The 25,952-nt window shown below is 40.0% G+C and carries 26 protein-coding genes; 12 read left to right on the forward strand and 14 right to left on the reverse strand.

Annotated features, from left to right (window positions below; genetic code table 11):
* Window positions 1–209 precede the first annotated feature (209 nt).
* Window positions 210–548, forward strand: coding sequence for a P-II family nitrogen regulator (locus tag IQ264_RS14665; RefSeq protein WP_193981528.1), 339 nt, complete (start codon window positions 210–212; stop codon window positions 546–548).
* 50 nt (window positions 549–598) lie between these two features.
* Here the strand turns inward: IQ264_RS14665 and rdgB are convergent, their stop codons facing one another.
* The 7 genes from rdgB to cysK all read right to left on the reverse strand — a co-directional run bounded on the left by rdgB (window position 599) and on the right by cysK (window position 7,515).
* On the reverse strand, window positions 599–1,183 hold the full coding sequence (gene rdgB, locus IQ264_RS14670; protein WP_193981529.1) for an RdgB/HAM1 family non-canonical purine NTP pyrophosphatase: 585 nt from the start codon (window positions 1,181–1,183) through the stop codon (window positions 599–601).
* Window positions 1,184–1,295: 112 nt separating this feature from the next.
* Entirely contained in the window at window positions 1,296–2,759 is a 1,464-nt protein-coding gene (locus IQ264_RS14675) for a phosphoglucomutase/phosphomannomutase family protein (protein ID WP_228061545.1), read from the reverse strand.
* Window positions 2,760–3,184: 425 nt separating this feature from the next.
* The gene (locus tag IQ264_RS14680) at window positions 3,185–4,480 is read right to left on the reverse strand and encodes a hybrid sensor histidine kinase/response regulator (RefSeq protein ID WP_193981530.1); all 1,296 of its coding nucleotides are present in this window, start codon (window positions 4,478–4,480) and stop codon (window positions 3,185–3,187) included.
* 227 nt (window positions 4,481–4,707) lie between these two features.
* Complete coding sequence (locus IQ264_RS14685; RefSeq protein WP_193981531.1) at window positions 4,708–5,226, reverse strand: NAD(P)H-quinone oxidoreductase subunit J; 519 nt, start codon at window positions 5,224–5,226, stop codon at window positions 4,708–4,710.
* Window positions 5,219–5,962 carry an NADH dehydrogenase subunit K gene (locus IQ264_RS14690; RefSeq protein WP_228061549.1) on the reverse strand — a complete coding sequence of 248 codons (744 nt, stop codon included), beginning with the start codon at window positions 5,960–5,962 and terminating at the stop codon, window positions 5,219–5,221. Before IQ264_RS14690 ends, IQ264_RS14685 begins: the two co-directional genes overlap by 8 nt.
* Entirely contained in the window at window positions 5,959–6,321 is a 363-nt protein-coding gene (ndhC, locus tag IQ264_RS14695; RefSeq protein WP_193981533.1) for a photosynthetic/respiratory NAD(P)H-quinone oxidoreductase subunit C, read from the reverse strand. The genes IQ264_RS14690 and ndhC overlap by 4 nt, the downstream gene beginning before the upstream one ends.
* Window positions 6,322–6,555: 234 nt before the next feature.
* Window positions 6,556–7,515 carry a cysteine synthase A gene (cysK, locus tag IQ264_RS14700; protein WP_193981534.1) on the reverse strand — a complete coding sequence of 320 codons (960 nt, stop codon included), beginning with the start codon at window positions 7,513–7,515 and terminating at the stop codon, window positions 6,556–6,558.
* A 631-nt stretch (window positions 7,516–8,146) separates the two neighbouring features.
* Here cysK and IQ264_RS33435 point away from each other — a divergent pair.
* The 5 genes from IQ264_RS33435 to IQ264_RS14720 all read left to right on the forward strand — a co-directional run bounded on the left by IQ264_RS33435 (window position 8,147) and on the right by IQ264_RS14720 (window position 13,422).
* Entirely contained in the window at window positions 8,147–8,281 is a 135-nt protein-coding gene (locus IQ264_RS33435) for a hypothetical protein (protein WP_265583045.1), read from the forward strand.
* A 163-nt stretch (window positions 8,282–8,444) separates the two neighbouring features.
* A complete protein-coding gene (locus IQ264_RS14705; RefSeq protein WP_193981535.1) occupies window positions 8,445–10,451 on the forward strand; it encodes a histidine phosphatase family protein in 2,007 nt (668 codons plus the stop codon).
* A 193-nt stretch (window positions 10,452–10,644) separates the two neighbouring features.
* The gene (locus tag IQ264_RS14710) at window positions 10,645–11,061 is read left to right on the forward strand and encodes a globin family protein (RefSeq protein WP_193981536.1); all 417 of its coding nucleotides are present in this window, start codon (window positions 10,645–10,647) and stop codon (window positions 11,059–11,061) included.
* Window positions 11,062–11,288: 227 nt separating this feature from the next.
* Complete coding sequence (locus tag IQ264_RS14715) at window positions 11,289–11,606, forward strand: hypothetical protein (RefSeq protein ID WP_193981537.1); 318 nt, start codon at window positions 11,289–11,291, stop codon at window positions 11,604–11,606.
* Window positions 11,607–11,652: 46 nt separating this feature from the next.
* Window positions 11,653–13,422: a globin domain-containing protein gene (locus tag IQ264_RS14720; RefSeq protein ID WP_193981538.1), complete on the forward strand. Its 1,770-nt coding sequence runs from the start codon at window positions 11,653–11,655 to the stop codon at window positions 13,420–13,422.
* Between the two features lie 278 nt (window positions 13,423–13,700).
* On the opposite strand, the gene IQ264_RS14725 is transcribed toward IQ264_RS14720, so the two are convergent.
* From IQ264_RS14725 to dnaK, 4 genes are all read right to left on the reverse strand, one after another.
* Window positions 13,701–14,213: a Ycf51 family protein gene (locus tag IQ264_RS14725; RefSeq protein ID WP_193981539.1), complete on the reverse strand. Its 513-nt coding sequence runs from the start codon at window positions 14,211–14,213 to the stop codon at window positions 13,701–13,703.
* 240 nt (window positions 14,214–14,453) lie between these two features.
* Window positions 14,454–14,936: a Fe-S cluster assembly sulfur transfer protein SufU gene (sufU, locus tag IQ264_RS14730; RefSeq protein WP_193981540.1), complete on the reverse strand. Its 483-nt coding sequence runs from the start codon at window positions 14,934–14,936 to the stop codon at window positions 14,454–14,456.
* A gap of 112 nt (window positions 14,937–15,048) precedes the next feature.
* Window positions 15,049–16,041, reverse strand: coding sequence for a DnaJ C-terminal domain-containing protein (locus IQ264_RS14735; RefSeq protein ID WP_193981541.1), 993 nt, complete (start codon window positions 16,039–16,041; stop codon window positions 15,049–15,051).
* 119 nt (window positions 16,042–16,160) lie between these two features.
* Window positions 16,161–18,272 (reverse strand): molecular chaperone DnaK, encoded by a 2,112-nt coding sequence (dnaK, locus tag IQ264_RS14740; protein ID WP_193981542.1) that lies wholly within the window; start codon window positions 18,270–18,272, stop codon window positions 16,161–16,163.
* A gap of 31 nt (window positions 18,273–18,303) precedes the next feature.
* On the opposite strand from dnaK, the gene IQ264_RS33440 reads away from it, so the two are divergent.
* The 5 genes from IQ264_RS33440 (at window position 18,304) to crtB (ending at window position 22,567) form a co-directional block, all read left to right on the forward strand.
* Window positions 18,304–18,426, forward strand: coding sequence for a hypothetical protein (locus IQ264_RS33440; RefSeq protein WP_265583046.1), 123 nt, complete (start codon window positions 18,304–18,306; stop codon window positions 18,424–18,426).
* 69 nt (window positions 18,427–18,495) lie between these two features.
* Complete coding sequence (locus IQ264_RS14745) at window positions 18,496–19,425, forward strand: DUF4351 domain-containing protein (protein WP_193981543.1); 930 nt, start codon at window positions 18,496–18,498, stop codon at window positions 19,423–19,425.
* Between the two features lie 149 nt (window positions 19,426–19,574).
* Window positions 19,575–19,901 carry a DUF433 domain-containing protein gene (locus tag IQ264_RS14750; RefSeq protein WP_193981544.1) on the forward strand — a complete coding sequence of 109 codons (327 nt, stop codon included), beginning with the start codon at window positions 19,575–19,577 and terminating at the stop codon, window positions 19,899–19,901.
* A gap of 310 nt (window positions 19,902–20,211) precedes the next feature.
* Window positions 20,212–21,654 carry a 15-cis-phytoene desaturase gene (gene pds, locus IQ264_RS14755; protein ID WP_193981545.1) on the forward strand — a complete coding sequence of 481 codons (1,443 nt, stop codon included), beginning with the start codon at window positions 20,212–20,214 and terminating at the stop codon, window positions 21,652–21,654.
* Window positions 21,638–22,567, forward strand: coding sequence for a 15-cis-phytoene synthase CrtB (gene crtB, locus IQ264_RS14760; protein ID WP_193981546.1), 930 nt, complete (start codon window positions 21,638–21,640; stop codon window positions 22,565–22,567). Before pds ends, crtB begins: the two co-directional genes overlap by 17 nt.
* 333 nt (window positions 22,568–22,900) lie before the next feature.
* On the opposite strand, the gene IQ264_RS14765 is transcribed toward crtB, so the two are convergent.
* Both IQ264_RS14765 and IQ264_RS14770 read right to left on the reverse strand, forming a co-directional pair.
* Window positions 22,901–24,070, reverse strand: coding sequence for a transglutaminase domain-containing protein (locus IQ264_RS14765; RefSeq protein WP_228061546.1), 1,170 nt, complete (start codon window positions 24,068–24,070; stop codon window positions 22,901–22,903).
* A gap of 168 nt (window positions 24,071–24,238) precedes the next feature.
* Window positions 24,239–24,610 carry a hypothetical protein gene (locus IQ264_RS14770; protein ID WP_193981547.1) on the reverse strand — a complete coding sequence of 124 codons (372 nt, stop codon included), beginning with the start codon at window positions 24,608–24,610 and terminating at the stop codon, window positions 24,239–24,241.
* Between the two features lie 219 nt (window positions 24,611–24,829).
* On the opposite strand from IQ264_RS14770, the gene IQ264_RS14775 reads away from it, so the two are divergent.
* On the forward strand, window positions 24,830–25,360 hold the full coding sequence (locus IQ264_RS14775) for an orange carotenoid protein N-terminal domain-containing protein (protein ID WP_193981548.1): 531 nt from the start codon (window positions 24,830–24,832) through the stop codon (window positions 25,358–25,360).
* A 139-nt stretch (window positions 25,361–25,499) separates the two neighbouring features.
* On the opposite strand, the gene IQ264_RS14780 is transcribed toward IQ264_RS14775, so the two are convergent.
* Entirely contained in the window at window positions 25,500–25,850 is a 351-nt protein-coding gene (locus tag IQ264_RS14780) for a YbaB/EbfC family nucleoid-associated protein (RefSeq protein ID WP_193981549.1), read from the reverse strand.
* Window positions 25,851–25,952 lie beyond the last annotated feature (102 nt).

Genomic DNA, 25,952 nt, shown 5'->3' on the forward strand with positions numbered 1-25,952 from the left:
GACTCTCCGTGCTTAAAAAGAATGAAAGATAACGCGAGATATGGTAATCTCAGACGGTGACTTGTGCCAGCATAAGGAGTAGGAATGTCTTCTATAATCTCTAAAAACCGACTTCTGTATAGACAGTTCCTACATCAACCCCCTTGCTTCTTTTCTGCTGGTAATGTCTACTAAAAGACGCATGAAACAGACTTTGAGGAGTTAAGAAATTGAAAAAAATTGAAGCGATTATTAGACCATTCAAACTTGATGAAGTCAAGATAGCCTTAGTTAATGCAGGTATTGTAGGGATGACCGTTTCCGAGGTGCGTGGTTTTGGTCGCCAGAAGGGTCAGACTGAACGCTATCGTGGTTCTGAGTACACTGTGGAATTTCTCCAAAAACTAAAAGTAGAGGTTGTGATTGAAGACGATCAAGTTGACTTAGTAGTTGAAAAAATCATCGCCTCTGCTAGAACTGGGGAAATTGGCGATGGCAAAATTTTCATCTCGCCTGTGGAACAAGTAGTTCGGATTCGTACAGGCGAAAAGAATACAGAAGCAATCTAATAATTTTAGATTTTAGATTTTGGATTTTAGAATTGAAATTACTTACCGATCTAAAATCCAAAATCTAATTTTTTTAATTCAGGTAATAAGGCTTGAAATGCTTTTCCGCGATGACTCACAGATTTTTTTAATTCAGGGGTCATTTCTGCAAAAGTCTGATTTTGTTCTGGAACATAGAAAACTGGATCGTAACCAAAGCCATGATTACCTCGTGGAGAATGCAATATTTGTCCTGGACAAATTCCCTCTGTTTGTAAGGCGATCGAACCATCAGGACGTGCGATCGCAATTGCACAAACAAACCTAGCTTCTCGATTTAATTCATTCCCCAATTCAAACAATAATCTTTCGATTCTATCTCGATCGCTGTTACCATAACGAGCCGAGTAAATTCCCGGTGCTCCTTCTAAAGCTTCTACTTCTAAACCGGAATCATCTGCGATCGCCCATTTTCCCATTGCTGCTGCGACTTGAGATGCTTTCAGACAAGCATTTTCGCTAAAAGTTTCGCCTGTTTCTTCAATTTCTAATTCATCAGGTTTGAGTTGCAGTTCTAAATCTAAATCTGTTAAGTAAGCTTGCATTTCTAGCAACTTACCAGAATTACTTGTAGCAACTACTAATATTTTTGTCATTGGTCATTTATTATTTGTTAACTGTTATTTTTCTTCGAGTATTAGTCATTGGTCATTGTCCTTGGTTATTAAAATAACTACTCACAAATGACTAATGACTAATCGCAAATGACTAAACCGAATTTGCCCAATCATTCGCCCAGTTTAGTCGTTTATGCACCTCATCAAGGTTAGCAGCTTCACAATATAAACGCAACACTGGTTCAGTACCGCTAAAGCGAATCATCAGCCAACTACCATCAGCTAAACGGAATTTATAACCATCAATTGTGTTGCAATCAACTACTGATTGACCAGCAATTTCTTTGAGTGGTTGACTTTGTAATTGCTGCAAAAGACGCGCCCGAACATCCATACTAGCTAAAGGCAAATCTATGCGATCGTAATCAGAACTAAAGTTAGTTTTCTCCTGCAAATTACTGTACAATTCACTTAAATCTTTGCCTGATTCTACAACTGCTTCTAGCACATATAAAGCCGATAACAAAGCATCTCTTTCGGGAATATGAGTGCCATAACCAATACCACCAGACTCTTCTCCACCAAGTAAAACTGAAGTTTCGAGCATTCGATCGGCAATATATTTGTAGCCAACCGCAGTTTCAAATAATGACAGTTGATAAAGTGCTGCTACTTTGGGAATTAAATCAGAACCACTGACAGTTTTTACAATTTCGCCAGTCATGCCTCTTTTAGTTGCCAAATGTTCAATTAAAATGGGAATTAACACTTGAGAACTTAAAAAATTACCTTGTCCATCGACAGCAGCAATGCGATCGCTATCTCCATCAAACACTAACCCAACTGACAAACCATCAGGATTATTTGCTCTATGTTCTTTCATTACCTGGAAAAGTTTGCCCAGATATTTTGGTAAAGGTTCGGGCGCACCACCTTCAAATAAAGGATCGCGACCGCTGTTAATTTCTTTAACAGGTATGCCCAAAATTTGCTCAATTCCTGTTGCAGCTGCACCGTGCATTACATCAGCAAATACTGTTAATTTACCTGCTTTAATCGCATTACTGATTTGGTCAATATTTACCTTAACTCGTAATCCTTCGCAATAGCTAGGCCAAGGATTAAACATTTCTAATTTTCCTGGTTCTGCTGCTGGTGACAACTTTTCATCTAACAAAGCTTCTATTTTCTTAGTTACTTCTGGAGAAACTGAACCCCCAAAAGCACCCTTGACTTTTAAACCTAAATAGCTGCCAGGATTATGGCTAGCTGTAATCACAATAGCACCCAAAGCATTAAGTTTTTTTGCTGCCCAACTAAAAGCGGGAGTAGGAGCAAAAGTTTCTGTTAACAAAACATCAAAACCGACGGCGCGAATTGCCTCTGCTGCTGTACGCGCAAAGGTTTCTGCCATAAAACGGCGATCGTGACCGACGATCACCGTGCGACTATTGGTACTACTACCATATTCTGTGGCTAGAACTTGAGCTGCGATCGGTGCTACCAAAGCTACGCGCTCAAAGGTAAAATCTGCTGCTATTACACCTCGCCAACCATCTGTTCCAAATTTAATTGGATTAACAGTAATTGGCACAAAGGGAGAGTGATCCGTCATTAATTTTGCCTCGCTTGCGATTGAGACGCTCACTTGTTAATTTTATCGGCTATTGGTCTAAATCGGGATAATTTTGTGAGGCAAGGGAACAAAGGAAAGTTTTCTTAGCGTAGCGGTGCGGAGCACGTTTTGAGTTTTAAGTTTTGAGTTATCAAGGCAATTTAACTCTAAACTCAAGTGGTATCCATACCACTCAAAACTAACCGTTTTAGCTTGTCCCTTCTTGGGTTGGCAGTCATTTTTTCTAATTCTGTATCCCAGAAGCTATATTTTATCCGATTTTCCCTACTAGAATTGCAAATAGTTTGTAACGTTAAGTATTTAATAGCTTCAAAGTAATTTGCTTTTCAGTAGTGACTCGCTTTTATTGGTAACTAATATTACTAATAATTAAGAAAGTATGTCATCTGAATCTTTGGATTTTTTCAGATTGGTATTAAATTTACAGGAATTTCTATAAAAAATTCTGTACTTTCTCCTAACGTAGATTCATAAGTCAAATTACCTTTATGTTTTTCTACTATAATTTGATAACTAGTTAATAATCCTAAACCGCTACCTTTGCCAACTGGCTTAGTAGTAAAAAATGGGTCGAATAAATGTTCTCTGATGTTTTCAGGAATTCCTGTTCCATTATCTTTAATTCTAATGATTGCCTTCTGCCGATCGATTAATTCTGAAGCAATCCAGATTGTAGGCATAATCGATATATGATCGGCTTTTTCCCATTTAGCTTCTAAAGCATCGATCGCATTATTTAAAATATTTAAAAATACTTGATTCATCAAGCTAGCATAACAATTAATTAATGGGAAATGCCCATAATTTTTTTCTACTTTAATTTCCCAGTTTCGTCCTTCTGGTTTCAGTCTTTGCTGTAATAATACTAAAGTGCTATCAATTCCTTCATGTAAATTTACAGGTTTAATATCAGATTCATTCAATCGAGAAAAAATTCGTAATGCTAAATTCATTGTGGAAATTCGTTCTGCTCCCGTTTGCATCGAATTCAGCACTTTTTCCACATCTTTTACCAGAAATCCCAGGTCAATTTCTTCTAGTGCTTCCTCTAGAACAGGAGTTGCTTGGGGATACTCTTGTTGATAAAGCTCGATTAAATTGAGTAAATCTTTGACATATCGACGAGCAAATTCAATATTCCCAGCAATAAACCCAATGGAATTATTAACTTCATGCGCCATGCCAGCAGCAAGTTGACTTAAACCGAGCATTTTTTCTTTTTGAATTATTTCTGCTTGGGCATTTCTGAGTTCCACTAAAGTCTTTTGTAGTTGGTCATTTTGCGATCGCAGCTGACTTTCCAAATTTTTGATAGCTAATTGATTTTGAATTCGCGCCAAAACTTCTTCCATTTGAAAAGGCTTAGTAATATAATCTGCACAACCCAAACGGAAAGCTTTAACTTTATCAGTTACATCATCCAAAGCACTAATAAAAATTATCGGCACTGTTTTAGTTGTGTCATCATTCTTTAATTCCTGACAAACTTCATACCCATTCATTATCGGCATATTAATATCTAATAAAATTAAGTCAGGCAAAATAGTCCTAATAGCAGTTAAAGCCATTTTCCCACTAATAGCTTTCCGCACGTTATAACCTTGTTCTTGAAGCAGAGTGGATAAAAAACGAATATTATCTGGTGTATCATCCACAATCATAATATCTGCTTTCGAGGAACTTATTAAATTACTATTCATTACCTTAACCAAAGAGAAAATACGAAGCAGAGATTGAAGACTCTGCTATTTGTTCAAAACTAACATAACTGATTAGTACTATATTCTTTCCTTATATTCTATTGTTTGATGCCAAATCCGGGGATTCTCCCGTACTGATGGTGATAAGTAAACCTAATTACTAAATACACCAGAATCAAAAATTAAAAAACCCCCAAAATAGGGGGTAGAGAGAATTTTGGTTAGCTTTAGTAAGCATCCTGTAACTCGTAAAAATCGGGAGAGACATAATCCTTACGTAAAGGCCAACCCACCCAATCTTCCGGCATCAACAACCGCTTCAAATTCGGGTGTCCTTCGTAAATAATCCCGTACATATCGTAGGTTTCCCGTTCTTGCCAGTCTGCGCTTGCCCAAATCCAGTAAACTGAAGGCACTCTGGGGTTTTCTCTGGGTAAAAATACCTTTAAACGCACTTCCTCTGGACGATCGGCATTATCACTGAGTTTAATCAGATTGTAAAAACTGACCAACTCTTGTCCGGGGCCAACATCATAACCACCTTGACACTGAAGGTAGTTAAACCCGTAAGCATACAAAGCAGTAGCCAAAGGAAGCAAGAAATCCGGCTCAACCTTAATAATTTCGATGCCACGACGATCTGGTTCTAAAGACTCATGTTCAAAACCATTTTCAGTCAACCAGCGAGAAACTTTACCAGCTTCTACCAGAGTCGAAGTTTCTGGTGCTTGAGATTCATCAGCCACGAGAAACCTCCTTTTCTGTTGCTTTAAGTGCTGGTGGTACAGGCATACCCATCGCTTCAGTCAATTCTTTTGGTGGATTGTAGCGAGTATCAGATTGGAGATACTTACCATCTAAGATCGCTGGCACAGGTTTCATTTTGTGAGTTGTGCTGTAGTAACGGTGAGTTTGAACCAAGCTTCCCCGTTCTTGGATGGAATTATTGCTGATTTTCTTTCTCAGTTTAATGATCGCATCCATAATCGCTTCGGGACGGGGAGGACAGCCAGGGATATAAATATCCACAGGAATCAGTTTATCCACCCCACGCACTGCCGTCGGGGAGTCAACACTGAACATTCCGCCTGTAATCGTACAAGCACCCATAGCGATCACGTACTTAGGTTCCGGCATTTGCTCATACAACCGTACCAAAGCCGGAGCCATTTTCATGGTGATCGTGCCTGCGGTAATAATTAAGTCAGCTTGACGAGGGGTAGCGCGGGGAACTAGACCGAAGCGATCGAAGTCAAACCGAGAACCAATCATCGCCGCAAATTCAATAAAGCAGCAAGCCGTACCAAACATTAAAGGCCACAGACTCGAAAGCCTAGCCCAATTGTAGAGGTCATCAACCGTAGTTAAAATGACATTTTCCGAAAGTTCTTGAGTAACAGAAGAACGCTCAACCGGGTTGAGAATCTTTTCTTTTAGCTGTTGCTCAAAATTGGCATCTGTAGTTGTGAGATTTGAATTCATGACCATTCCAAGGCTCCTTTGCGCCATGCGTAAACCAGAGCAACCACTAAAATTGCGATAAAGATCAGTGCTTCAATAAAGGCTAGAAGTCCCAAACGATTAAAAGCGACAGCCCAAGGGTAAAGAAAAACCGTCTCCACGTCAAAGACCACGAAGACCAAAGCAAACATATAGTAGCGAATGTTGAATTGAATCCAGGCTCCGCCAATTGGTTCCATCCCCGATTCATAAGTAGTGCGACGCTCTGGCCCACGACGGCTGGGGCGCAGTAGTTTCGATGCAGTCAGAGCTAAAGCTGGGACTAGGCTGCAAATGATTAGGAAGCCCAGTAAGTATTCATAGCCGCTAAGAACAAACACAATTAGTTGTTACCACTTTGGCAAAAGGACATTTGTTACTTATTTTTACAGATAATTCGCCCTTCGGGATGCCTCAGCTTGCTTATGAAAACCATAACAAGAGGGAATAGGAGATGGGGCAGGGCTAATTCATGTTCGGATGAGAAAATAATTGGCTCAAGAGGGAGATATACCTTGCAATGGCAAACTATAGAAGAATCATTAAGCATCTCTTTCCCCCCACCTCCCCATCTCCTACAACTTGGCAGTTTCCAAAACTTGTGGTTCTTGGAACAACGGTGTACTTAGGTAACGTTCGCCAAAACTTGGTTGTATCATCACAATTAAACGACCTGCATTTTCTTCCCGTTTACCAACTTTAATTGCTGCTGCTAAAGCGGCACCGGAAGAAATACCAGAAAGCAAACCTTCTTCCCTGGCTAAACGGCGACCAAAATACATCGCTTCATCATCTGAAATTGGAATTACTTCGTCAATTAATTCCACTCGCAAAACTTCGGGAACAAACCCAGCACCAATACCTTGAATTTTATGCGGGCCAGCTTTTCCACCAGAAAGAACTGGGCTATTCACAGGTTCAACTGCAATTGCTTTAAAAGTTGGTTTTCGCTTTTTAATTACTTCGGCTACTCCGGTTAAAGTACCACCAGTCCCAACACCAGAAATTAAAAAATCTATTTCTCCATCTGTGTCAGTCCAAATTTCTTCAGCGGTGGTTTCTCGGTGAATTTTGGGATTAGCTTGGTTGCGGAATTGTTGCAACAAATAACCATTAGGAATAGTAGCAGCAATTTCTTCGGCACGTTTAATTGCTCCCCGCATTCCTTCCACGCCTGGAGTTAATTCTAATGTGGCACCATAAGCTTTGAGCATATTGCGTCTTTCCATGCTCATTGTCTCCGGCATGGTAAGAATTAATTCGTAACCTTTGGCAGCTGCTACCATTGCTAAAGCGATGCCTGTGTTACCGGAAGTTGGTTCGACTAAAACGGTTTTTCCAGGCTCAATTAATCCCGCTTCTTCTGCTACTTGAATCATACTTGCGCCAATCCGGTCTTTAACAGAAGCAGCTGGGTTCATCCCTTCCAGTTTGACAACAATTCGCGCTAGACATCCTTCTGATTGAGGAATTCGATTTAAGTCAACTAGCGGGGTGTGTCCAATCAATTCTGTAACATTACGAGCAATTCGCATTTTGTTCTCCTTATGAGCTATTGAATTCAATTTTTTAGCTGTCATCCCAGTGGTAAAAATTTTCTGCAAGTATGGCGCTCCTTGCTCGTAATCACTATTATTCTCAAAGAGGTAGCAAAGCATTTCGCACCTTACTGAACAGTTTTATTTTTTCCACAATGGTATAATTTGTATTATACTACGGTTAGCCGATTGGATTATTGTACTTGTTGCAACAAAAGCTTACTTTTGGTTACATTTAAGGAAAAATTCAGGTCGAATGCGGGTGCATTCGCCTGAGTGTCAACTGCTCATAATTCTTTACTTTTCGCCTGTTGACCATCCTTCATTAGTCAAAACCAAGGCTTTATTAGCATTAAGGGGCTTACCAAGGGAGTCCAAAGCTTTTTTTACTTCTGGATATGCCTGCAAAATTGCTGGATTATTGACCCCATCATCAACTTTTTTGATCGCATAAGTATAATAAAAATACCAAATATCCTATTTCTTCATCTTTGGTGGCATTGATTAATTGGCTGATGGAATACTTTCCTCATAAACGCCCCAAAAATGCCAAAGTCATTCTCCAAAGATTGCATCAAATTCAGCATCCACAGTCGTGATTTGTTGTTGATTTTGTCAGAAAGCCTTAGTGATTGAACTTGAAAGAGGCGATCGCCAAGAAAATCCCAATCAACCAGGGTATAAATTAGTTAAAGTAGTCCCCAAATGTGCAGGTGGCGGCTACAGTTTTCTCCCTCTAAACAAAGAATTAAATTGCTTATAACATTAACTTTAAAATTGGTAATTTATAACATAAAAATTATCATAACTTAATACTTATTGATGGCAAAAAATGTTAATTTATTTTAGTAATTATATAATTTCTTTGCAGTTGCAAAGAAAGTTTTATTTTAAATAAAAAGTCTCGACTTCAAACAAAAAAAATCATGGGACAAGTTGATAATTCGCTAAATTTACCCACAGAAAATGCCGATCGGGTAATAGAAAAAGAGCGCAAAACAGGGCAAGTATATTTTATTAGGCATGGCGAGAGTACTAGCAACGAACGCAATATTTTTGCAGGAGTGCTGGATGTTGGACTGACAGCATTTGGTAAGTTACAAGCACGTCGTGCGGGACTGGATATTAAAAAAAGAGGCATCAAATTTGATGCTGTATATGTTTCCCACATGAGAAGGGCGCGGCAAACTTGTCAAATTGCAGTTGATGTAAGTCAATCTCTGAAATCACCTGATATTCCGATTAATATCGATCATCGCATTGGTGAGAAATCTTTTGGCATTTTTGCCGGGAGAAATTTAAATTTGTTGCGGCTTGCTCTTGGCTATGAAGGCTTCGAGGAAATGTTACATTCCCATAACGAAGCACCTCCGGCTGGGGAAAAAATAGACCAAGTTTATGCGAGGGCTGCTAGTTTCTATCGGGAAAAAGTTGTTCCCCATTTGGAACGAGGCGAAGATGTTCTCGTAGTGTGCCATCAATATGTTTTGGAGCCTTTAGCACTTTATTTAAGTGGCTTACCACCAACGGCTTATAAACATTTGAAATTGCCAAATGGTAAGGCTTTGAGTAAGGAAGAATTGACTAAGTTCCGTGATAAAGAATCTAGCGGTAGTGCGGAGTTACGGAAAAAGTTCAACGATCTTTCGATTATGTGGGCGATTTTGCTCTATGCTGTGTCATTTTTAGTTGGCAGTTTGGCGAGAGCATTTAGTGCTTCTAATTATCAGCTGCCTCCGGGCGTTTTTACTTGGTTAATTGTTGCTTGTTTGGCAGTTTCAACTTTTTACACTTATCTAGATATTGACTTCGCTGGAACTAGGGGAAAAGTAACTCCGACTGTAAAATCTATTGTCTATGGTTGGATGTTTGTTCGATGGGCGATCGGACTATTTTTAATATTTTCGGGAATTTTGTATCAAAGTCCAGCAGACTTGTACAAAATTTTGTGGGTGTTATTTTGGATGGTACCACCAGCTTTGACTTCGCCAGTTTTATCAGTTCTTTGGGGAGGTAATCTTTATCCCTCAGCGGTGTTGTCTCGGTTGTTGTCGATAGTTGCACCTTTGGCGTTGATAGTGACATTTGCGCTTGCGCCTTTACCAATTAAAGTTGACAGTTTAAACTTTTTCTTTGTCATTTTAATTGTTGGTTTAGCGATTCCCGGTGCGATCGCACAATATTGGCGGAGTAAATCTCCTGTAGAATCAAATCACCACAGTAAAAACTGGAAATTTATCGGGGTTTTAGCTGTGGCAATTATGGCTTTATTTACAGGCTTTCAGTTTACTCCATATACGATTATTTCCGACTTATTTACTTCAGATGCGCCTGAGCGATCGCTAGCTTGTTTACAACAACTAGCACTAGCAGTAGTAGTCTTTGTCTTCATGCGTTTAGCTGCTGCCTTAACATACATATTTTCCAATGGCAAAATCATCAGATCTGAAGCACAAGACGCTTACATTCTATTAGTGAATCCCAACTTTTTCCTGTGGGCTGCACTATTTATGAGCGCAGTTAGTGTAGTTCCCAACCCAGATACTTTAAAATATGCCGCTTTTTGGGCAGCACTGGGGTTCTTCTGCATTCCATTAATTGAGCAAATTTTGTTCATGAATCTCTTTAGCAATGATATATTACGAGAAACATTGAAATCCTCAAGAATGGCAACAGAAGATATCAGAAAACTGTTCCTTCAATTGGATAAAGACGGCAGTAAGGCACTGGATAAAGGCGAGATTTTTGAACTGTTAGGAATGATTGAAGACTTAACAGTAGGCGAACGTAGCCCTGAAGAAGTCAGAACACAGATCACTGATTATCTTTTCCACATTCTCGACAGTGATAAAAATGGCACTGTTGACTTACAAGAGTTAGAAGATTACGTATCAGTTTATGGGTTGGTTGCTAACCTTAACGCTGCTAGTTAATCTGGTTTTTTTGATTGAATCATCTCTAAGTAATCCCAGTTCCCAGTCTCCAAAACTAGAGTTTTCCACTACAAGTACAAGAGAGCCAAAAAAACTTTGAAAACTTGTAAGATTAAATTATTATTTGGTTTAGAACAATTTTCTCTAAAATATGTTTAGATTGTTGTGGAGTAATATTGGGTTATAGAGAAATATGTCTTTAAATGTTGAACTGTTAGAGCAAAGTTTTGCACAAATAAAACCTCACTCAGAGGAATTTGTAGCTAGTTTCTACGAAAACCTGTTTACAGCTTACCCAGAAGCAAAGGCGTTATTTACCCAAACTAATATGGTTGAGCAACGTAAACATTTGTTAGCTGCACTAGTCTTGGTAGTACAAAATTTACGGAAGCCAGAGGTTTTAGGGGAAACTCTTAAAACTTTAGGAGCTAAACATATCAAATATGGAACCGTTCCTGAACATTACCCTTTAGTTGGGCAAGCATTACTAACAACTTTTGAGCAGTATCTCCAGCAGGATTGGACTCTTGAAGTTAAGCAAGCATGGACAGATGCTTTTGAAGCAATTACTGATTTGATGTTACAAGGTGCAGCCAAAGTATCTTCTTAGAACCCACATTTCGCACTTTAAAATGTAGTAAATAACTAAACATTTTGGGTAGCTTGGCGAGTACTTCAAGGATTTTTATTGATAGCTAAGCTACTCAGGATTAGTGTAATATTTTGTCAACTATAAATTGATGTGCGGAAGCTGCAATATCAGGCTTTCAGAAGGTGACAATTACAAAAGAACGGATTTTTGAGATAATAAATTTATTAATAAGAAAAGGATGATTCATGAAATTGGATAAGTTTGTCTTAGCCGAAAAAATGGCATTTCTCATTTCAATTCCACCAGAAAGCAATTTAGCTAAATTACTTTCTTTCTGTTTAGCAACAAAAGCTAGAGAAAACAATTCAGGAGTAGAAATTCTCAAGCTAACTTACGAGCTAATGGAAAATCCATCTAATTTACCTTATTGGACTCAAGATATCATGGGAATTGATTTAGATTACAGCGCTAGTCAATGGAAAGCTTTAGGAGAAATGGGCATCAAAGATCCAGCAGAATTCATGGCTAAACTTTACCAAGAATTAGCAGATTTGAATTTATAGAATCTGGAAAATAAACAAAATAACTAATCAATTCTGGGTCATAAAGATGTCATTAAATGTAGAACTGCTAGAGCAAAGTTTCGAGAAAATTAAACCTCACGCCAATGAATTTGTTGTAAGTTTCTACGAAAATCTATTTGCAGCTAATCCAGAAGTCAAACCTTTGTTTGCTCAAGCTGATATGACAAATCTGTACAAAAAGCTGCTGAATTCTTTAGTATTAGTTGTGCAAAATATTCGCCAACCAGAAAACTTAGGAGCAGTACTTAATGCCTTGGGAGCTAGGCACGTTAGTTATGGAGCAATTCCTAAGTATTATGGCCTAGTTGGTGCAGCTTTACTTACTACTTTTGAACAATATCTTCAAACAGATTGGACTCCTGAAGTTAAGCAAACTTGGTTAGCTGCTTATCAAGCTATTACTGCTCAAATGTTAAAAGGTGCAGGAGTAGAATTTGCAGCAAAAGTTACTCCCGAACAGCCAGAATTTACTACACCAACTACTGTAAAAACATCTGTTTCTCAGAAACCAGAATTGCCTATAGAATTATTGGAACAAAGTTTCGATAAAATTAAACCTCATGCCAATGAATTTGTGGTGAGTTTTTACGAAAACTTATTTGCAGCTAATCCAGAAGTCAAACCTTTGTTTGCTCAAACTGATATGACAAATCAGTACAAAAAGCTGCTAAATTCTTTGGTATTAGTCGTGGAAAATCTCCGCCAACCAGAAAACGTAGGAGCAGTACTGAATGCTTTAGGGGCTAGGCACGTTAGTTATGGAGCAATTCCTAAGTATTATGGCCCTGTTGGTACAGCTTTACTTACTACTTTTGAACAATATCTCCAAGCTGATTGGACTCCTGAAGTTAAGCAAGCTTGGTTAGCTGCTTATCAATCTATTACTGCTGAAATGATCAAGGGTGCAAATGAAATATCCTCACCAAAAGTCGCAGCAACAGCAACAGAAAAACCTACGGAAGTAAAAGTAAATCAACCGCAAGTAAAGCCACAAAAATCTCCTGAAATGCAAGAAAAAGCTACTATTGGGAAGTGGGTTACAACTTTCATTAATATTCCGAAAAAACTTGTTGATGCTTTTTGGGTGTTACCTGCTTGGTTAGTTGCAGTTTGTGCAGCTTTATTGTTTATTTTAGTGTATTTATTTGCTGATGAAAATTCTGTAGTTTCAGAAATTTTGGAAAGTGCTGATGTTTTAAGTTTAGTAATTGCCTTAGTTTTATTTATTAAGGAAGCACCCGATCGCCGCAAGCAATTTCACTACCAAGCTTGGAGTACAATTGATGCAGCACATGGAGTAAAAGTTAGCTACGCCAGAGTTTTAGCACTGCAAGATTTAAATGAAGATGGTGTTTCTTTGCGAGGTTTGGACACTCCTGGTGCAGAATTAGTAGATATTAATCTTCCCAAAGCTAATCTTAGTTCAGCTGATTTAAGTGCAACGGATTTAACTAATGCTAATTTAAGTTACGCCAACTTAGACAATGCTAACCTCAATCAGAGCAAACTTAGTGGTGCTAATCTTAGTCATGCTAACTTTGGTTTTGCGAAATTGAATCAGGCTAATCTTAGTAGTGCTAATTTTAGTAACGCTAACTTAATTTGTGCAGATTTAACTCAAGCTAACCTCAGTGGTGCTAATTTGAAAAATGCTAGTTTAAGTGGTGCTAATTTGGAGGGTGCTTACTTAACTGGAGCTAATCTTAAAGGTGCTAAAGTGAGCGATTTAGAGTTGAGTGTTGCTTTTCTTGAAAGTGCGATCATGCCTGACGGCAAAAAATATAAATCAATATAAAAATCAAAAAGCTAACTTCCCAAAGTTTGTCAATGACCAAAATAGTTAGTTACGTCAGGCACTCTTAAGTGAATTGTCAAACACTCGGTTACTTGATTCTGCCGAGGCAACTCAGGATTAAAGATACATTGCTTGAAGGTAGATTAGTAATCTAATAAACTGCTACCCATTCAAGAAAAGGGGTTATCGACTTACTTTCGTCAAAAAACCCCTTTTCTGTGTAAATTTTAAATTTATAGGACTAAAGTCCTGATAACAAAGTTTTCAACAAGCTTGTATTAAGCAGTTGGCTTTGGTAATTTAGCGAGATTTTCAGCGTAGATTTTGACTGCAAAATTATCATTTTCGCCGTTAGTTAGCGATCGCCTCACCTCACCCAAAATTAACGGTTGAGAAACCCCTGCTTCTGGATGAACCATTGTCCGGGCGCGAATTACTAAACTATCACTACCCAATCTGCCATAGGAAAACAAATCTGCTGCTGCTTGACGCAGAGTTGCATCTAATTCAGATTGAGTAATTGTGGGTGGAACTGCGATCGAAGCTAAAGTTGCCCCATTATCAAAAACAACCGAATAACGAATTGCACCGGGAATAGTTGTATGGGAGAAAAGTCCCAAACTCAAAGCAAATAAACCACCAGTCAACACCCCCATAAACCCAGTAGCACCAACAAATCGAAACCGAAATCCCCACTTTAAAACAAAAGCTAGTAAAGTCAAAGCCGCACAACCTAAAGTTAGAATACCCGCCCACTTACTAGCAATTAAAAAATCAGTTGTTGTTAGCATAAACCCTCTAGAGATTTTAGATTTTAGATTTTAGATTTTGGATTTTAGATTTCTGATGAATACCTTTTTCCCATAAAAATACAACACATATTTTGTAAGGGCGGGTGAGAGCAGACAAACTTTGTGTCTTACAGACAATCTCTGAACAAAACCCGCCCTTACATAAGGTGTATAATTTTCCTGCGAAATTGGTATAATTACCACACAAAAATCCCCAGCTAAAATCTCGACCAAATGCAATTAAGCTTCCTCTTTTTCATTGCTGATAAAGCCATTTGACTCGGCATCAGCAGATGATTGCAGCGCCGCTTTTAGCGCGTGCCAAGTCAGATTAGCACATTTAATTCGCACAGGGAATTGGGCAACCCCTTGCATAACATTTAACTTTCGCAACTCCTTGGGAAACTCCGCCTCACCTTTCATCATTTGTTGGAAACGTTCCACCATTTCCAAAGCTTCTTTAACAGTTTTTCCCTTTAAAGCTTCCGCCATTAAATCAGCAGAAGCCATTGAAATTGCACAACCTTCACCCTCAAATTTGGCATCTAAAATCTTGTCGCCAGCATCACTTAGTTGCAACGTCAATTCAATAGTATCGCCACAGGAAGGATTATGCCCTTTCTGGTATCGATGCACTGGATTAGTTTTACCCTTGTGCCTGGGTGTTTTATAACGTTCTAGAATTACCTGTTGATACAGGTCGCGCAGATTTCCCAAAGTCATAATTCGACTGGATATTATGTTATTTAACTTTATACTTGATTGTAACTACAATTAAAACGTGAAGTTCGTTATAGTTTGATGGTGCGTTAGCCTTAGCGTAACGCACCTTACACTAAACGGGTAAATCCGCACGGGGATTAAAGGTTTCAATTTGGCGGATTTTTTCATAAAGTTCTCGTTCCCTAGAACTAATCTCTTTCGGAATCACAATTTGAATTTCCAGCAATTGATCTCCCCGACTGCCATCTTCCATTGGATAACCTTTATTAGCAAGGCGCAATCTTTGGCCTGATTTTACACCAGGGGGAATGTTCATTTTTACCCGTCCATCTAAAGTTGGCACTTGCACTGGTGCGCCCAAAACTGCTTCACTGGGAGTAATGGGCAATTGGCAAACAATATCTGCACCTTCCAACTTATAAAATGAGTGGGGAGTAACAGTAATTTTCAGGTAAAGATCGCCACCACCAATGCCTTGACCTTTGAGACGAATCCGTTGATCTGTTACCATTGCGGGCGGCATATTTACTTCTAAACTGCGCCCATCTTCTAAGCGAATTCTTTCTACTCCCCCAGTGTAAGCTCTTTCTAAAGGTAAAGTTAATCGTGCTTCAATATCTTTGCGTTTAGGACGAGAAGGGACAGTGTAACTAACTTTAGTATTACCTGGACGAAATTCATCTTCTGTGTCTTTATCGCGGGAATTCATGTCATCTCCCGTCGCTACCCGGACTTTTTTGTTACTGCGTCCTAGTAGTTCATCGATGAATTGACCAAACTCGGTAAACTGACTGTAATAGTCATCATCTTTATCATCACGATTACCATTAAACCAACTTTTGCCACCACGCGCCGATCGATTTCCGGCAAATCCTCTTTGTTTCCAATAGCGGCTAAACTGATCGTATTCTGCACGTTTATCGGTGTCGGAAAGGACTTCGTAAGCTTCACCAATATCTTTAAATTTTTCTTCCGCTTCTTTGTTTCCCGGATTTAAATCGGGATGATATTGTCTAGCTAGTCTCCGGTAGACTTTTTTGATTTCTTCTGCTGATGCTTCTCTGGGAACATCCAGAATTTCGTAATAGTTTCTAAAGTTTTCCATAGTTATTTGTCATTTGTCATTGGTTATTTGTCATTGGATTATTGTCATTTGTCATTGGTCATTTGTTTATTATTGGAAATACCATTGACCAATGACAGGTGACTATTTACTATGACAAATTAGAACCAATCATCGTCATCATCATCATCCCAATCTTGTCTTTGGGGTTGTTGGCTTCTTCGACCTGTACCAATACCATCAGAAGTATTGCGAGAACGATTAGACCCTGAATTATAATACGATCGATCGTCACGAATCACTTCACGGCGATCGTCATAACGGCGATCGTCATAATCTCGATTATTATTACCGTAATAAGGTCTATCTCTGTCTCGGTCTCTAAAGTCGAAGTCGTCATCATCATCGCCAGAGAAAGCACGACGAATCGATCCGAATAAATCGTCTTCTTCTTCGGTATAACGCAGACGCACTTCCCGATTCATTTCATAGAGAATATCCTGCAAATCTGCTTGACTTCTATCAATTCCCGCATCATCATTTCTCGCTAAATAATCGCGTAATTCGCGGACTAAACTTTCAATGCGGTAACGATATTCATTAGCAAACTGCATTCCCAAATCTATACTTACTTCTCGCAGTTGTCTTTCTGCTTGAGTTGCTAAAGATTCGGCACGATTGCGTTTTTCAATTCTCTCTCTTTGCAAACGGTCTATTTCGGCATATTCTTCCGCATCCCGAATCATTTTTTGCACTTCACTTTCACTCAAAGTCGAAGCTTCTTGAATCGTGACTGTTTGTTCTCGACCTGTGCTTCTATCTAAGGCTGTGACTTGCAAAATTCCGTTGGCATCGATATCGAAAGCCACTTGAATTTGGGGAATTCCTCTGGGCGCGGGTGGAATTCCTAATAACTTAAATCGACCCAAAGATTTATTATCTTTTGCCATTTCCCGTTCTCCTTGGAGAACGTGAATTTCTACCATTGTTTGGTTGTTTTCTCCGGTCGAAAAAGTGTCGGATCTTCTCACTGGAATTGTCGTATTGCGGGGAATCAATTTTTTCATTACGCCGCCGATCGTTTCCAATCCCAAAGATAAAGGAGTCACATCTAATAACAGGATATCTTTAAATTCTCCTGCCAAAATTCCTGCTTGAACTGCTGCACCAACGGCGACAACTTCATCAGGATTGATGTTTTGATTTGGTTCGCGATCGATAATACTAGCCACCAAATCTTGTACCATTGGCATTCGCGTTCCCCCGCCAACAAGTACCACTTCATCGATATCTTCCGGCAACATATTGGCATCAGCCAAAGCGCGTTTTACAGGTCTACGGAGGCGGCTAACTAGATCGGTGCATAAGCCTTCAAATTGCGATCGTGTTAACCGAGTTTCCAAATGTACCGGGCCATCTTCCGTTGCTGCAATAAATGGTAAATTGATCTCAGTTACGCTAACACCAGAAAGCTCAATTTTTGCCTTTTCTGCTGCTTCCATTAATCTTTGCAGAGATTGGCGATCGCGTCTTAAATCAATTCCTTCCTGTTCTAAGAATTGTTCTGCCAACCAATCAACAATCTTACTATCAAAATCATTCCCCCCCAACTGAGTATCGCCGCTAGTCGCCTTGACCTCAAAAACACCATCACCAACTTCTAAAATCGACACATCAAAAGTGCCACCACCCAAATCAAACACCAAAATAGTTTGATTGTCTCGCTTATCTAAACCATAAGCCAAAGCTGCCGCCGTAGGCTCATTAAGAATCCGCTTAACTTCTAAACCTGCAATTCTTCCTGCATCTCTTGTCGCTTGCCGTTGCGAATCGTTAAAATATGCCGGAACCGTAATTACTGCCCCTGTAACTGGCTGTCCTAAGTAACGACTGGCTTCATCTGCCAACTTTTTGAGCACCATTGCCGAAACTTCTTCAGGCGCGAAATCCTTACTTAGACGAGGACACTTAATTTTAATATTTCCCTGTTCATCCTTGCGAATCGTATAAGGCACTCGCTTCGACTCTGGGCTAATTTCCGTATATCTACGTCCGATAAACCGCTTTACCCCATAAAACGTATTTTGCGGGTTGAGCACCGCTTGTCGCCGCGCCATTTGCCCTACCAGACGTTCCCCATCCTTGTTAAAGCCAACTACAGAGGGAGTAGTCCGCATTCCTTCGGCATTGGCAATTACTAAGGGTTTGCCACCCTCCATTACAGCTACCACTGAGTTTGTTGTACCCAAGTCAATGCCGACTACCTTTCCCATGCGTTACTGTTCTCCTCGCCTTTATTAAATAATGTTGAGAACTATTGCTGGAATTATTCTATCTCGACAAGGGCAGATACATCGGGAGAAGGCAGAAGTTAAAAGGCAGAAGGCAGAAGGCAGAAGGCAGAAGGTAAAAAAGCAATGGTTTTAGGAGTTAATCAGGTCTTTATCATCTTGGCGATCGCTATATGATTTTCACATCTAGGTGTAGCATCTAGCGATGATTGACCACGATCGTTTATTCAAAGAACTACTAACAACCTTCTTTTTCGAGTTCATCGAGTTATTTTTCCCTGAAGTTGCAGCATATCTGGAACGTGACTCGCTGACTTTTTTGGATAAGGAGATTTTCACTGATGTTACCGCAGGCGAACAATACGAAGCCGACTTAGTGGCAAAAGTGAGATTTCGAGGTGAAGAATCATTTTTCTTGATTCATACCGAACACCAATCAGAAGCAAGAGGCGACTTTAGCAAACGAATGTTTCGCTACTTTGCTCGATTGTACGAAAAACACGCTTTGCCAGTTTATCCCATTGCTTTATTTTCCTACGACGTGCCACAACGTCCAGAACCAACTTTTCACCAAGTTGATTTTCCCGACTTTCGGGTGTTGGAGTTTAATTATCGAGTAATTCAGCTAAATCGCCTCAATTGGCGAGATTTTCTGCGTTACCAAAATCCGGTAGCTAGTGCGTTAATGGCAAAAATGAAAATAGCATCGTCAGATAGACCCAGAGTAAAAGCTGAATGTCTGCGCTTAATGGCTACATTAAGGCTAGATAGAGCAAGAATGAAGCTAATTTCCGGGTTTGTTGATACCTATTTACGCCTAACAGCTGAGGAGGAAAGGATTTTCCGAACAGAGATTAGTACCATTGAACCATCTGAAAGAGAGGAAGTTATGGAAATAGTCACCAGTTGGGAACTGCAAGGACTAGAACAAGGATTACAGCAAGGACGACAGCAAGAAGCTTTGTCCTTAATTCTGCGCCTGATTAACCGTCGTCTTGGTGGCGTTGCTTCTGATTTAGAGGTAAGAATTCGCAATTTATCGACTGAAAAATTGGAAGATTTAGGTGAGGCGTTGTTAGATTTTTCGGAGGTTGCTGATTTGGTTGATTGGTTGGATAGAGAAGTAACTAATTAACAATTAGGGTGGGCAATACCCACCCGTTTTTTTAGTACAAACCACCGTTGTAATCATCCCAATATTCAGGGATTTCGGAAATGCGATCGCGCGTCTCATCCTCTAAAATAATAAATAGATATTTTCTTATTGTTTTAACAATTCTATTTATGACACTTAAAGAATTAGAACCAAAACTCCTCGCCTTAACACCCGCCGAAAAAGCCCAAGCAATTCAACTATTAGCCCAAAGTTTAAGTAACACTTGGCAAGGCATTGAAAAAACTCCTGGCGTGTGTGGCAGTGAAGCTTGTATCGCCAAAACTCGTATTCCAGTTTGGATACTTGTAAATGCACGTCGTATAGGTATCACTGATACAGAACTTTTATATGATTATCCAACTATATCGGCTGCTGACTTAACAAATGCTTGGGCTTATGCAGAAGCATTTCCTGAAGAAATTGAAATAGCCATCCGCAAAAATGAGGAAGATTAACTGATGGCACGTTTTTATGCAGACGAATAATTCCCGAAGCGGGTGGTGGAATTACTCAGAGATTTAGGTCACGATGTTCTTACAATACAGGAAGCAGGAAAAGCAAATTTGAAGATTCCTGATGAAGAATATCAAAATCTGTTTATAATTGCGTTGTCCTAATATTAAAAAAGGCTGATTAATCCAGGTAAAAAATCCCAGTCCCCAGTCCCTAATCCCCAATCCCCATATTTCTTGCAAAATGTAACGGACTGTAAAGTATAATGAGACCGATAAAGAAGCAAGCAAAATTAAGGGTAAAACCATACGAATGCGAGTTGCGATCGCTGGAGCAGGTCTAGCAGGACTTTCCTGCGCTAAATATCTCACAGATGTCGGTCACACCCCGATCGTCCTAGAAAGCCGAGACGTACTAGGAGGATTAGTGGCTGCATGGAAAGACAAAGATGGCGACTGGTACGAAACTGGATTACACGCTTTCTTTGGAGCCTATCCCAATATGCTTCAACTGTTCAAGGAATTGGACATCGAAGATCGGCTCCAGTGGAAAGAACATACACTAATTTTCAACCAACCAGAAAAACCTGGAACATATTCCCGTTTTGATGTTCCCGATATCCCCGCACCCTTCAATGTGATTTTGTCCATTCTGCGGAATAACGATATGCTCACTTGGGAGCAGAAAATTCGTTTTGCCATTGGACTACTTCCGGCTGTAGTTCGGGGACAAAAGTACGTCGAGGAAATGGACAAATACTCGCTTTTGGAATGGCTGAGAAGGCAAGGTGTGGACGAAAAAGTAAACACTGATATCTTTATCGCCGCTTCCAAAGCTCTCACCTTCATTAATCCTGATGAAGTATCCGCTACCATTCCTCTAACTGCGCTTAATCGCTTCCTGCAAGAGCGTTATGGCTCGAAAATAGCCTTTTTGGACGGATCGCCTACCGAACGGATGTGTCAGCCTTTAGCGGACTATATTACCCAACGTGGGGGCGAAGTTCGGATTAACTCGCCACTCAAGGAAATTGTCCTCAACGAAGATGGCACGGTAAAACATTTTGTGATTCGCGGACTCAACGGCGCACCCGATGAAATTTTGACGGCAGATATTTATGTTTCTGCGATGTCTGTGGATGTGGTAAAAGTGATGTTACCTAAGCCTTGGCAGCAGATGGAATTTTTCCAAAAGCTGGAAGGTTTGGAAGGTGTGCCTGTAATTAATTTACATTTGTGGTTCGATCGCAAACTGACAGACATCGATCAACTGCTATTTTCCCGTTCCGATTTACTCAGCGTCTACGCCGACATGAGTAATACCTGCCGGGAATATGCCAATCCCGATCGCTCGATGCTAGAACTTGTTTTAGCACCCGCGAAAGATTGGATCGATCGCTCCGAAGCAGACATCGTAGCAGCGACGATGACAGAGTTGAAAAAACTCTTCCCCCACCACTTTGACAGTGATAAGCCAGCCAAATTGCTGAAATATCACATTGTAAAAACGCCGCGCTCAGTCTACAAGTCAATTCCAGGTCGTCAACAACACCGTCCTTCCCAAACTACACCTATTAATAATTTTTATCTTGCAGGTAGTTATACCATGCAACGTTATTTAGGCAGTATGGAAGGTGCCGTACTTTCTGGTAAGCTGACAGCGCAGGCGATCGCTGAAGCAAACCCGCAAACAGCAAAAAAGGTACACAAAACCCCAATAACCTCCCAGCCTGCGACAAATGCTGCAACTGTCTAATTACCCTCGCATGAGAACGCTGGCCTCTTTGGAGCAATCCTACGAACTGTGTCGTCAAATAACAGCTAAATACGCCAAGACCTTTTATTTAGGCGCATTACTAATGCCGGAGGCCAAGCGTCGGGCAATTTGGGCTATTTATGCTTGGTGCCGTCGTACAGATGAACTCGTAGATGGCCCCCAATCAGTCAACACCACCGACGAAACTCTCGATCGCTGGGAAGAACAGCTAGAATCTGTCTTCGCTGGCATTCCCCAAGACGATCAAGATGTGGCTTTAGTTGATACCCTGCAACGTTACCCGATGGACATTCAACCATTCCGGGATATGATTGCAGGTCAACGGATGGACTTATACCGCAGTCGATACGAGACTTTTGAAGAACTCAATCTTTACTGTTATCGGGTCGCTGGTACAGTTGGGTTAATGTCTACTGCTGTCATCGGTGTCGATCGGACTATTTACACTGCCCCTTGGAACAAAGATCGAGAAGTTTATATTCCTACAGAAGAAGCGATCGCATTAGGAATAGCCAACCAATTAACTAACATTCTCCGCGATGTTGGAGAAGATGCCCGTCGGGGACGCATCTACCTACCCTTAGAAGAATTGGCTTTGTTTAATTACACGGAAGCCGATTTATTTAACGGCGTAGTTGACGATCGCTGGCGGGAATTAATGCGTTTCCAAATTCAACGGGCACGCAAGTATTTCGTATTAGCAGAAAAGGGCATTCGCGCCCTCAGTTCTGACTCCCGTTGGCCTATTTGGGCAGCTTTGATGTTGTATCAAAGAATCTTAAATGCGATCGAACGGAATAACTACGATGTTTTCCGGCAAAGAGCTTATGTTTCTAATTCCACAAAGCTGCTATGTTTGCCGATCGCCGGAATACGCTCAAAAGTCCTCTAAAAGTTAATGCTCAACCAGTTAATTTGGTTGAGCTTATATTTAATATTTATACCGATACAAATACCTAGAAAGTCTGTTGTAAGCACTTCAGTGCTTTTATCCAAAAGGTACGACTAAAGTCGCTACAACAAACAGGTTCGTTGTAAGCACTTCAGTGCTTTTATCTAAGAAATGTACGACTAAAGTCGCTACAACAAACAGGTTCGTTGTAAGCACTTCAGTGCTTTTATCCAAAATGTACGACTAAAGTCGCTACAACAAACAGGTTCGTTGTAAGCACTTCAGTGCTTTTATCTAAGAAATGTACGACTAAAGTCGCTACAACAAACAATACTACCGATAATAAGCTTGATGATATTTATTTAGCCACGCTTTGATTGTAGATTTTAAGATAGTTTTTTCACTTTCTTTAATTCCTGCTGGGTCGAAACGATCGCGATAATAAAGCTCAATAATTGGAATCATATCATTAACTAAATCCCCTCCAACTGAATCTTCTTTCAACCTATTAATCCAGTTCTTCCAAGACTCAGAAGGATAACGGTTTAATCCTAACTCGTTTAAAGCTTTTTCTATTAAATCAAATTCCGAATTCTTCTTAACTAACCCAGAGTTAACAGTAGGTTTTGATAATATATTTTTCCTCGACAACCGCCGCACACCTTTTTTTTGCCCACCTCTCCAGATTAAAATAAATACCAAAGGAAAGATTAACCACCAAACATACTTTAATTCGTTGCTACTTCTCAAAAATCTGGAAATTCGGAAGCTCAACAGCGACCACCAATCAGTTATCAATGATAATTTATCAGCCGCTGCATCTTCAATATTTGTCCAATCAGCAGGAGTTGTATCTAACACTTGCCATCGGTTATTTAAATATACCATTGTCCAAGCATGAGCATGACGACTTCGTACAATATATTGATTCTCTAAATTACTAAACTCATGCACTGAATATCCCACAGCATAACGCGCTGGTATACCTGCTGCACGCAACAAAAGTGTAGTTGCTGTCGCAAAATATTCACAATGTCCAGCACGATTTTTTAGTAAAAATGTTGACACAGGTGTTGCATAATTATTTTGACCTGTTAATTGCAGCGAATAAGTAAAATTTTTGAGAAAAAACCTATCGACGCTATTTACTATTTCTTGTGGTGATTTTCCTTTGACTTTAACTTCATGGAAATGGAAAGAGTTATTGCTCGGTTCTAATATAGAAACACCTAAAATATCTGAAGGTAAAAGATCGGGTGTAAATTGAATCCGTTTAAAGGTCACATCAATAGAAAATGCTAAGGCTTTTGCTAAAGTAGTTTTACCTGTTCCGGGATAATCTTCTAGTAAAACATGACCACCACTAGCAAAGGCTGACAATAGCTTCCTGATTGCTATTGATTGCCCTTTCATTACTTTTTGAATATTATTGCTAATTTTTTGGTAAATTTCTTGACCAGACAATCCATTAGTTAAGGAGTTTGTATAGTTTTCATTATTCATTTGGGAAATTTAAAACTAGGGCTTGAGTAGCCCCGTGTGATTTTAGATAATATTAATTATAAATAGGTTTTAATTCTTCCGAAAGATGGATGTTGTAAAACTTTAAATAATATCTAGATTACGGGAATTGAGACTATTGCGCCAGTGGTGCGATAGTCTCAACTCTGATTACTTAGCAGCTTCACCTTTTTTCAAAGCTTTCTCCACTAATTCATCATCAACATTTCCCACACTTTCAGCCGCAGGATTAACATCTTTAGCCATATCTAAATAATCATCTGGATTACCTGTAGCCTCTGCTTTAGGCGCACTTTCTTGGGGTTTTGGTACTTCTAAATTGGGTGCTGTCGCCTTTACTGCTGCTTGGGTACCTTCGCCAGTGCGATCGATTTTACTAGTACTAAAAGCCTTAGATGCTTCATAGTCAGCTTCTGTATCTACAGCAGGTGCTTGCTCTTCACCACTCACCATATTTTCCGCAGCTAATTGAGCATCATGAGTAGGCGCTTGGTTAGGTTGAGGAGTTACTTTTTCAGACATAATCTTTACATTTCCTGTTTTCTAGACTTCCACACCAAGCATAAAGGAGCTATCCTTGCTATTCTGACTCTCTTCCGATAGATCCTAAATCCACCTTTTGAGAGAAAATTATTCGCTTTCTAAGTATGTTTAAAACTCTATCTATAGCCAGGGGATTTTATACTATCAAGCTTGTTATTCATTTAATTTGAAGTAGTCAAATTTATGGGAAGGAAAACTATGGTTTTAGGTCAAAACACCATTAAGTCTCAAGCGCTATCAGAAGAATCTCTAAAAGTTGTCGATGCCTTTAACGCGCTAAATACAGACGAAAAGTTAGCCCTACTCTATTACGTATACAAGAAAATGGGCGACTCAATTACCCCAGCAGCCCCAACTGCAACCGATCCAGAATTAGCGCCCAAACTTTTAGGCGATTTCTATGAATTAGATAACGATCGCCAATTAGCAATTATGCGCGAAATAGTGAATCGTGAAGATACAGAATATTCCCGTGCTTACGGTACTTTGAAACAAAATAATCAGCTGATGGTTTGGTTTGCTTGGGCGCAAGCAATGGGCGACAAAGTGGTAGATTTACCAAATGATTACCAAGCAACTCAACCGATTAATGACGCTTTAGGACTAGTCGAAAAACTCGACTTTGAAGGGCAAATTTCCGTTTTACGTACAGCAGCCGAAAACATGGGCTACACAGACATTCAACCCATTCCCAGCCAAGCGGAAACAGGCAAAACTCCCAGCCTCTAGAGATTGGCACTGGGGACTAGGTACTGGGTACTGGGTACTGGGAAGAAGAGGTGGGGAGGTGGGGAGGTAGGGAGATAGGGGGAGTTGAAGAGGTAGTTAGTTAAATTATTTCCCCCCATCCCTCCATCTCCTCTACCCCTTAAAGTCCGGGAAGATCGAGCCCACTAGTCAACTCTTCCATACGTTCTCGCATGGTAGCGGTTGATTTAGTGTAGGCATCTTTCATTGCTGAAGTAACGATCGCAGACAGAGCTTCTGCACCTTGGGCCACAGCTTCCGGGGAAATTTCCACCCGCTGTGGTTCCTGATTACCATTAAGAACAACCTTAACTAAACCATCGTCAGATTGCCCTTCAATCTCCATTTGCTCTAATTCTTCTTGCAGCCTCTTTGCGCCTTCTTGAACCTGCTGAGCTTTCTTAAAAGCTTCGGCTAATTCCTTCATTTTGCCCAAACCGAAGCCGAATCCCTGTCCCTGTTTCTGTGACATAACCTAAATTATCTGTTTATACGTAACCCATTCTGGCACAGGCTAGGAGTATCGGACGAGGAAAGTTTAAAGAGGGAACAGGGGAGATGGGGGGATGGGGAG

This window comes from [Phormidium] sp. LEGE 05292, assembly GCF_015207735.1.
Taxonomy (GTDB): Bacteria; Cyanobacteriota; Cyanobacteriia; order Cyanobacteriales; family Aerosakkonemataceae; genus Floridanema.

Bases quoted from the DNA above. Each gene is read 5' to 3' on its own strand.
- rdgB (WP_193981529.1), bottom strand. From the start codon at position 1,183: ATGACAAAAATATTAGTAGTTGCTACAAGTAATTCTGGTAAGTTGCTA.
- IQ264_RS14675 (WP_228061545.1), bottom strand. From the start codon at position 2,759: ATGACGGATCACTCTCCCTTTGTGCCAATTACTGTTAATCCAATTAAA.
- IQ264_RS14680 (WP_193981530.1), bottom strand. From the start codon at position 4,480: ATGAATAGTAATTTAATAAGTTCCTCGAAAGCAGATATTATGATTGTG.
- IQ264_RS14690 (WP_228061549.1), bottom strand. From the start codon at position 5,962: ATGAATTCAAATCTCACAACTACAGATGCCAATTTTGAGCAACAGCTA.
- cysK (WP_193981534.1), bottom strand. From the start codon at position 7,515: ATGCGAATTGCTCGTAATGTTACAGAATTGATTGGACACACCCCGCTA.
- IQ264_RS14705 (WP_193981535.1), top strand. From the start codon at position 8,445: ATGGGACAAGTTGATAATTCGCTAAATTTACCCACAGAAAATGCCGAT.
- IQ264_RS14710 (WP_193981536.1), top strand. From the start codon at position 10,645: ATGTCTTTAAATGTTGAACTGTTAGAGCAAAGTTTTGCACAAATAAAA.
- IQ264_RS14715 (WP_193981537.1), top strand. From the start codon at position 11,289: ATGAAATTGGATAAGTTTGTCTTAGCCGAAAAAATGGCATTTCTCATT.
- IQ264_RS14720 (WP_193981538.1), top strand. From the start codon at position 11,653: ATGTCATTAAATGTAGAACTGCTAGAGCAAAGTTTCGAGAAAATTAAA.
- IQ264_RS14725 (WP_193981539.1), bottom strand. From the start codon at position 14,213: ATGCTAACAACAACTGATTTTTTAATTGCTAGTAAGTGGGCGGGTATT.
- sufU (WP_193981540.1), bottom strand. From the start codon at position 14,936: ATGACTTTGGGAAATCTGCGCGACCTGTATCAACAGGTAATTCTAGAA.
- IQ264_RS14735 (WP_193981541.1), bottom strand. From the start codon at position 16,041: ATGGAAAACTTTAGAAACTATTACGAAATTCTGGATGTTCCCAGAGAA.
- dnaK (WP_193981542.1), bottom strand. From the start codon at position 18,272: ATGGGAAAGGTAGTCGGCATTGACTTGGGTACAACAAACTCAGTGGTA.
- IQ264_RS33440 (WP_265583046.1), top strand. From the start codon at position 18,304: ATGTTGAGAACTATTGCTGGAATTATTCTATCTCGACAAGGGCAGATA.
- IQ264_RS14745 (WP_193981543.1), top strand. From the start codon at position 18,496: ATGATTGACCACGATCGTTTATTCAAAGAACTACTAACAACCTTCTTT.
- IQ264_RS14750 (WP_193981544.1), top strand. From the start codon at position 19,575: ATGACACTTAAAGAATTAGAACCAAAACTCCTCGCCTTAACACCCGCC.
- pds (WP_193981545.1), top strand. From the start codon at position 20,212: ATGCGAGTTGCGATCGCTGGAGCAGGTCTAGCAGGACTTTCCTGCGCT.
- crtB (WP_193981546.1), top strand. From the start codon at position 21,638: ATGCTGCAACTGTCTAATTACCCTCGCATGAGAACGCTGGCCTCTTTG.
- IQ264_RS14765 (WP_228061546.1), bottom strand. From the start codon at position 24,070: ATGAATAATGAAAACTATACAAACTCCTTAACTAATGGATTGTCTGGT.
- IQ264_RS14770 (WP_193981547.1), bottom strand. From the start codon at position 24,610: ATGTCTGAAAAAGTAACTCCTCAACCTAACCAAGCGCCTACTCATGAT.
- IQ264_RS14775 (WP_193981548.1), top strand. From the start codon at position 24,830: ATGGTTTTAGGTCAAAACACCATTAAGTCTCAAGCGCTATCAGAAGAA.
- IQ264_RS14780 (WP_193981549.1), bottom strand. From the start codon at position 25,850: ATGTCACAGAAACAGGGACAGGGATTCGGCTTCGGTTTGGGCAAAATG.